At 72.7% G+C, this 7662-nt stretch carries 3 protein-coding genes; all 3 read right to left on the bottom strand.

Translation table 11 applies throughout. The features are described from left to right. Positions 1–19: 19 nt before the first annotated feature. Positions 20–781 carry a PP2C family protein-serine/threonine phosphatase gene (locus IC63_RS18575; RefSeq protein WP_052042322.1) on the bottom strand — a complete coding sequence of 254 codons (762 nt, stop codon included), beginning with the start codon at positions 779–781 and terminating at the stop codon, positions 20–22. A gap of 85 nt (positions 782–866) precedes the next feature. Continuing rightward, entirely contained in the window at positions 867–5927 is a 5061-nt protein-coding gene (locus IC63_RS15950; protein WP_036722326.1) for a hypothetical protein, read from the bottom strand. Between the two features lie 143 nt (positions 5928–6070). Continuing rightward, entirely contained in the window at positions 6071–7393 is a 1323-nt protein-coding gene (locus tag IC63_RS15945) for a hypothetical protein (RefSeq protein WP_036722325.1), read from the bottom strand. Positions 7394–7662 lie beyond the last annotated feature (269 nt).

Genomic DNA, 7662 nt, shown 5'->3' with positions numbered 1-7662 from the left:
GGCTGGGGGCGGGGCATGGTCAGTCCTGGCCGTCGGTCACGGGCGCTGCGATGCAGTCTATCAGAACCACGCTGACATTGTCGCGGGCGCCGTCGCGCAGGGTCTGTTCGACCAGGCCGCGGGCGATCCGTTCGACGGAACCGGGACCGGCCAGGGCCACGGCGATCTCGGCGTCGGAAAGATGCTCGGTCAGCCCGTCCGAACAGACCAGGAAGCGGTCGCCGCCCTCGGCCCGGCCGGTCGCCTGCTCGGGCTCGACGGCCGCGGCGATGCCCACGGCGCGGGTGATGACGTTGCGCAGCGGCGAGACGCGGGCCTCCTCCTCGGACATCGCGCCGGCGGCGACCAGGGCCGCGACCTCGGAGTGATCGCGGCTCAGCAGGGTGAGCCGGCCGCCGCGCAGCCGATAGACGCGGCTGTCCCCGACCCAGACGCAGGTTGCGTGCGCGCCGTGGATCAGCAGCGCGGCGACGGTCGATCCGACAGTGTCGAGCCCCTGGGCGCGGGCAAACGCGAGGATGCGGGCATTGGCGCGGTCAAGCCCGTCGCGGAACCTGGCGCGCTGATCGGCGGCGGTGGCGGCGGAGCCCAGCGCCGACAGTTCGTCGATGATAAGGGCGCTTGCGGTGGCGCCGGCGGCGTGGCCGCCCATCCCGTCGGCCACGACCCACAGGCCCTGTTCGGGCAGGGCCGCGACGCGGTCCTCGTTATGGGCCCGGACGCGCCCGCGGTGGGTCAGTGCGAAGCTGTGAAAGATCAGCGGAGGGTGAATGGCTGTCATGAAATATCCGTCGTCAGAATTCTTCGGCTTTCGTCCGAAGCCGGGCAAATGGCCGCTCCGGTCCGCCTGAAATCGGCCCGCCCCGTCAGAACTGCCAGCGCAACTGGCCGGTGACGCCGACGCTGTCCACGCTGTCCCCGAACCGCGCGTCGATCCGCGCGCTGGTGCTGAACTGGCGCGGCCGGCCGGGGCCGCCCGGGTCCAGCACCTTGACGTAATTGGCGCCGATGCTGACCTCGCCATAGGATTCGAGGTTGTCCGACAGCAGCCGCTGGCTTTGGAAATCGGGGTTTGCGCTGTTCACCAGCCACGAGACGGCCGGATCGGCGAAATCCTTGTAATAGGTCGCCGTGGCGAAGCTCTGCAGGGCCGAATTGCTGGCCTGCTGCACGAAGGTCCTGCTGAGCGTGGCGCCCAGAAAGCCGATCCGGCGCTCGCCATCATCGAATTCCAGCCGGTAGCCCTCGTCGAAGACGACGTCGTCGGTCGAGAATTTCGACCACGCAAAGCCCGCCGTCGGGGTCAGGTTCCAGCCGGTCTTGCCGAGCGGGATCGTGTAGCTGGTCGAGCCGCTGAGCGTGAAGCCGGTGCTGGTGAAATCCGGGTCGGTGATCCCCAGGCCCACGCCCTCGACGGGCTTGTTCTTCACCTGGAACGCGGTCCGTTCGACCCGCAGCTGCAGATCGCCCTGCAGCCGGTCGCGGGTCGCGGTGGCGTAGACGCCGGCGTAGCTCTGCTGGAAATGGGTGGTGGTGATGCTGGCCAGGACCCGCCGCGCATCGATCCCGGCCTGGGTGGTGAAGATCGGCTGCACCGTGTCGCCGACGTTCACCCCGGCGATGGCGCCCAGGGCCAGGTTCCACCCGCCGGGGCTGTTGTCGAAACAGGCGAAGTCGGCGCCGCCCTGCAGGCCGTAGTAATCCAGCGAAACCGTGTTCTGTTCGACCTGCACGCCGTTGTCGGTGGTGCCGTCGACGCGGGCGTGACCGCCGGTGGCGCGGCTCCACCCGCCGCTGCCGCAAGGCTGGCCGGCGCTGTCGGTGGCCAGCCCCGAGACATAGGGGCTGGTCGGGCGGTTGACGAGCGAGCCGATCAGCGACTGCACAAGGGTGACGTTTGCGAAGGTCGCGCCGATCGCCGGGTTGACCTGGCTTTGCATGACCACGTCGCCGGTGGCGCCGTCGCGCAGGATCGAATAGACGATCTTCTCGGACGCCGACGGCACGCCCTCATGGGTAAAGCCGAAGCTGTTGCGCGCGCCCTGCGTGCCGTCCACGTCCAGCAGCGTGACCCTTTGGCCGACGCGGTTCACGGTGCGGTCGGACAGCGAATTGAAGCTGAAATGGAACTGCCCGGTGGTGGCGCCGCCCGAGACGCGGATGGTGTCCGCCGTCATGTTGGCCGAGTTGATGTCATAGACCAGCCGGCCGGTACCGCCCAGGCTGGTGACGGTCAGCACGTCCCCAACCGCGCCGTTTTCCAGCGTCAGGGTGCCGTCGTTGGTGACGTCGCCGACGATCTCGGACTCCGCCCCCGATCCGCGCAGGGTGCCCTGGTTGACGACGTCGCCATAAAGCCGGCCCGGCAGGTCCAGCTGGCCGCGGGCGCCGATCCGGGTGCCGCCCTCGACCGCGACGAAGCGCCCCGAGACGGTGGTGGTCCCGCCCTCGATCGCCAGCGTGCCGCCGACGCTCAGATCGCCGCGGGCGACCAGCGTGCCGGCGCGCTGCAGGATGTCTCCGGTCACGCGGGGGCGGGGCGCGCCGGTGGGCTCTCCGCCCAGCTCGGCCGTGCCCCAGCTCTCCAGCGTGCCGCGCAGAAGCCCGGTCTGCAGATAGCTGCCCGCGTTGCCGACGTCGCCGTTCAGGGTGCCCGCGACGACCGCGCCGGTGCCGGCGGTGACGCTCAGCCCGCCCCCGGTGGTGACGGTGCTGCCGGTGCCGACGACGAAGCTGGGGGGAAGCGCGGCCCGTGGCGCGGCCATCTGCGGGCGCGCGACCGGCCCGGTTACGATGCGGCCGTCGACGACCAGGTTCGTGCCGGTATAGGCGCCGCCCTGCGCGTACAGATTGCCGGTGATGCGGCCGTCGCCGCCGATGGTGCCGGCATTGGTGACCGAGCCGCGCACCGTCGCCAGCGGACCATCGGCCCCGACCGGGCTGAGGTTGGTCGTCGCCCCGAAGCGGTTGTCGAGCGAACCCGCCAGGATTCCCGCCAGGTCGAACCGCCCCTCGTTCACCACCCGGTTGTCCGCGATCAGCGTCTCGCCTGCGGCAACGCTCAGCGTCGCGCCGGCGAGGTTGCGCAGCGCGCCGACGCGGCCCTCGCCCGCCAGCGCCCCGGAGTTCGTGACCATTCCAGTGACCTGCCCCCCCGAAAGGACCGCGGTGCCGCGGTTGTCCAGCGCGCCATCCAGCATGCCGGAGACGGTGATCTCGCCGTCATTGTCGACATTGCTGGCCAGAACGCCGCCGGTCGCAATGGACAGCTCGCCCCCGTTCGCGACCCCGCCGGTCGCCGCCAGGCGCTGGCCAGCGGCGACGGCGATCTCGCCCTGGTTTCCCAGCTGGCCGGTGATGCGGCCGCTGCCCGAAAGCGTTCCACCGTTCGTCACCGCTCCGGTGATCAGCCCGCCGGCGAGCGTGGTCGTGGTCCCGCGCGCGGTGGTGGCCGCGCCATGCAGGGTGCCGGCGACCGCCAGCGATCCGCCGAGAAGGCGCACCGGCTCTTGGGTCGAGGTCAGCTGATGACCGGCGCCGATGGTCACGCTGCCACCGCGGCTGGTCAGCCGGTCCACCGTCAGATCGCCGCCGGTTTCCAGGTCGCCCGCGTTGCTCACCAGCGCGACACGCCCGGCCAGCGTGGCCGATCCCGAGTTGACCAGCCGGCCCGACAGCTGCGCGCTGCCCGTGACCGTGCCGCCCAGCTGGTTGACCAGCGTCCCCTCGACCTGCGACCCCGCGCGCAGCGACGTGGTCGCGCCGGCGGTGTTGGTGAGCCCGCCGGTCAGCCGGCCCGCGATGTTCGCCGTGCCCGCGTTCACCGTCCCGGCCGCGCCGGTGGTCGCCAGGACATGGCCCGCATCGACGTTCAGCGTCCCGCCGGCGCGGTTGAGGACCGAGACCGCCGACAGGTTGCCGGCGGTGCCGAAAACGCCCCGGTTGTCCACCGTGGCCAGCGTGCCGGCCAGATCGGCGCGGTTGGTGTTGACCAGCGCGCCTTCGATCCGGCCCCGGCCAACCAGCGTCCCGTCATTGCTGACCGCGCGGGTGATGGTTCCGTCGCGCAGGAACAGGGTGGCCTCGGCCCGGTTGCTGACTCCGCCGTTGACCCTCCCGAAGACATGCAGCAGGCCGCCGTTGCCGATGGTGTCGGTCGAGGTGAGCGCGCCCCGGGTCTCGATCGTGGTGCGGCTGTCGGCCCGGGTCTGCACCCCCGAGGTCGCCAGCACGCCGGTCACGATCAGACCCGCGCCGCGCTCGTTGGTGATCCGGCCGTTGACCGCCCCGGCAAGGACCGCGCGGCCGAAGTTCTGCAGATCCCCCTGGATCGTCCCGCTGCCGTCGACGGCGCCGCGGTTGACCAGCGTTCCGGTCAGCCGGCCGCCGGCCAGGCCCAGCGTCGCGCCCGCCGCATTCTCGACCGATGCCGCATCCAGCGTCCCTTCGACCGCGATCGCGCCGCGGTTGTCGATCTGGTCGGAGCGCAGCGCGTGCCCGCTGCCCACGGTGACGCTGCCAGCCGCGCGGTTGACGAGGCTGTCGATGGCCAGGTTGCCCGCCGTCTCGATCCGGCCGCCGTTTTCCACCGTCCCCGACACCGCACCGGTGCCGGAAATCCGCCCCCGGTTGGTGACATCGCCGGCGAGGGTGCCGCCGGTCAGCGCGATCGTCCCGCCGGCCGCGTTGGTGGTCCCCAGCGTGACCGCCAGCGTCCGGCCCTCGCCGATCGAGGTGGTGCCCTGGTTGACCAGCGCCCCGGTGACGCGGCCCGCGCCCCGCAGCGTGCCGTCATTGACCAGCCGGCCGACGACCTCGCCGCGCAGCGCGAAATCGCCGGCCGCCTCGTTGGTCATGTCGCCCTCCAGCCGGCCGCTGAAGCCGACCGTGCCGCTGTTGCGGATCTGCCCGGTGACCTGCAGCGTCAGGCCGCTGCCAAACACCGCCGCGATGTCGCTGTCCGAGGCGCTGTTCGTCAGGTCGCCGTCGATGACCCCGTAGCCGCGCAGCATCCCGTTGTTGGCCAGGCTGCCGTCGATGCGCCCGCCGGTCAGCGAGACCGTCGCGCCGGCCTGGTTCGCGACCGCACTGTCCATCGTGCCGGCGATCTGCAGGCCGCCGCCGTTGGTCGTCCCCCCGGTCACGACCAGCGTTTCGCCCGCGCCGACCACCGTGCCCGCGGCCTGATTGGCCAGCGTGCCGTCAATGGTCCCGCTGCCGGACAGCGTGCCGCGGTTGGCGAGCGATCCGCTGAGCGTTCCGCCCTGCAGCGTGACCGACCCGCCGGCCTCGTTGGCGAGCCGCGCCTGCAGGGTGCCGGCAAGGGTGATCGCGCCGGTGCTGGTGGTGACGAAATCGTCCGCCGCGGTCCCGGTGACATGCAGCCTGTCGCCGGCGGCGACGGCGATCGCGCCGCTGTTGTCGAGGCTGCCCTCGATGGCGCCGTTGCCCGTGATCGTCCCGGCGTTGCGCGTGTTCCCGATGATCCGGCCGCCCGCGAGCGTGGTGGTGGCGCCGCCCTGGTTGTCCAGCGCAGTGGTCAGGCTGCCGGCCACGTCCAGCGTCCCGCCGGCGCGGTTGGTCGTCGTCCCGGCCTCGGCCGAACTGCCTGCCGCGACCGAGACGGCGCCGGCGTTGTCCAGCTGGCCCACCCCGCTGACCGTCCCCGCATCGGTCGCATTGCCGACGATCAGCGCCCCGTCCGGCTGCACGACCACGTCATGGGCGTCCCCGATCAGCGTGCCGCGGACGTCGACGGTCTCGGCCGCGATGCTGCGGTCGGCGGTCAGCGTGACCTCGCCGGTGATGATCTCGGCCTGGGCAGGCCGGCCGGCCAGGACGGCAGGGGCCAGCGTGGTCAGCGCGGTGGTCAGGAACAGCCAACGCAGGGCGGTCGGGCGCGCTGCGCGATCGGGTCTGGCGGTCATCAGGATTTCCGGGGGTTGTTCCAATTGGACATATGCAATCTTCGCGAGAAATACCGATTCGACGGGGCCGAAGGCAAGAGCCGCGTGGGGGTCTTGCTGCGAAGACCCAGCCGCCGCTGGAAGGCTGTCGTGCGACCTGCGCGCTAGCGGAAAACCCCCGATCCCATGAGATTCGGGTCGATGCGCGGGGCGGCGTTTCGGCCCGCTCCTTGGCCGGCGGGGGCAGGGGTTGCACCACGGGCCGGGCCGCGCGGAGCCGCCGCCGCGGGCTGGCGCGCCGATGGGGTCCGAGCCGTCGTGGCGGTGCCGCGCGCGGGCGCGCTGCGCGTCGGGGCGGCGCTTCGCCCGGGTGTCTCGCCCCGCGGGGTCGCGTCCCGCGCCGTCCCGGCAGCCGCCTGCGGCGCAACCGTGGCGCGGGCCGGGGTCGTGACCGTGCGCAGATCGGGGCACCGGATCGCCGGCGCCGCCGCGACTTCGCGAAACAGCGCCGGCCCGGGCCGCGCCGCAGTCTGCGCCTGGCCTGCGGCGGTCAGGAAACGGGCCAGCGCGGCGACCGACCCCTGGCCCCAGTTGCCGTCGATGCTGCCGGTATAGCAGTTGACCGCGGCAAGCTCGGTCTGGATCGCCGCGGCATAATCGCCGCCGGCGGGGTCGAACCGACCCTCGGCCAGCAGCGCCTGGAACCGCGCGGCGTCGAGGTCCCGGATGCGCTCGCGGACCGGGCGCGGAACCCCCATCGGGCCGCGCTGGTCGGCCCCCAGCAGGGCCGCGAGTTCGCCAAGGATGATCGACGGCTGCGGCAGGTCCGCGCGCCGCTGCGGCAGGGGGGGATAGCTGGCGACCGGCGCCAGGGGGCCGCCGGCGACATGGATCGGCGCGGGCTCGGTCGCGACGATCACGTCGGTCGGCGGCAGCGCGGTGATGACCAGTCCGCCGGTCGGCGGGGTGTCCGGGGGACGCGCCTTCTCGGTTCCGGCTGACCCGGCCGCGGGCGATGCCGGGGCCGGCACCCGCGTCACGGCGCCGGCCAGCGCCGCCTCGCGCTGTGCCTCGGGCAGCGCGGCGGCCTGCCGGAACAGGTCGGCGGCGTGGGTGCCGCAGGCGCCGGCGGCGGGCTGAACGACGCGGACTGGCGTTTCTGCCAGCCGCGACCACAGCGCTGCCATCCCGGCGGCAGGATCGGCCCAGCCGCAACTGTCAACGACGACCAGCGCGGGAAGGTCCTGGGGGCCGGGCGGCGCGGTCCCGCCGCCCGGTCCCGCGCGGGGCGGATCGGGGATCAGCATCAGCCGCGCCTGTCCGCCCGCCAGCGCACCCATTGCCGAATCCAGCGCCCCGCTTTGCACCGGCTCGGCTGCGCCGGGGCCCACCCACAACACCTCGCCCGCCGCGGCGGCATCGGCCCGGACGGCAGCAAGGACGGCAACGAGGGTCAGCGCGCTGATGAAGGGGGCGGCGAACCGCATGGCAAGCTCCGACAAACGCAGAGGTTGTATCAGACCCGCCGTCCCCGTCCAATGCTTCGGCGCGCGAACCGCAGATGCCTCGGCACCGGCAGGACGATTTTGGGGGGCGAAACCGGCGATGAGGAGTGCTAAGGGGGCAGGGGGGTGCCAACGCCGACAAGAGAGACCAATGAGATTTCGCCACTTTGCCCGCATCGCGGCGCTGACGACCCTGCCCGCCACGGCGCTCGCCCAGCAGCCCGCGCTCCCGGCCCCCGCCACGGCGGCCT

This window comes from Paracoccus sphaerophysae (assembly GCF_000763805.1).
Taxonomy (GTDB): domain Bacteria; phylum Pseudomonadota; class Alphaproteobacteria; order Rhodobacterales; family Rhodobacteraceae; genus Paracoccus; species Paracoccus sphaerophysae.
The sequence above is the reverse complement of the archived record's forward strand: the minus strand, read 5'-3'. Positions and strand labels throughout refer to the sequence as shown.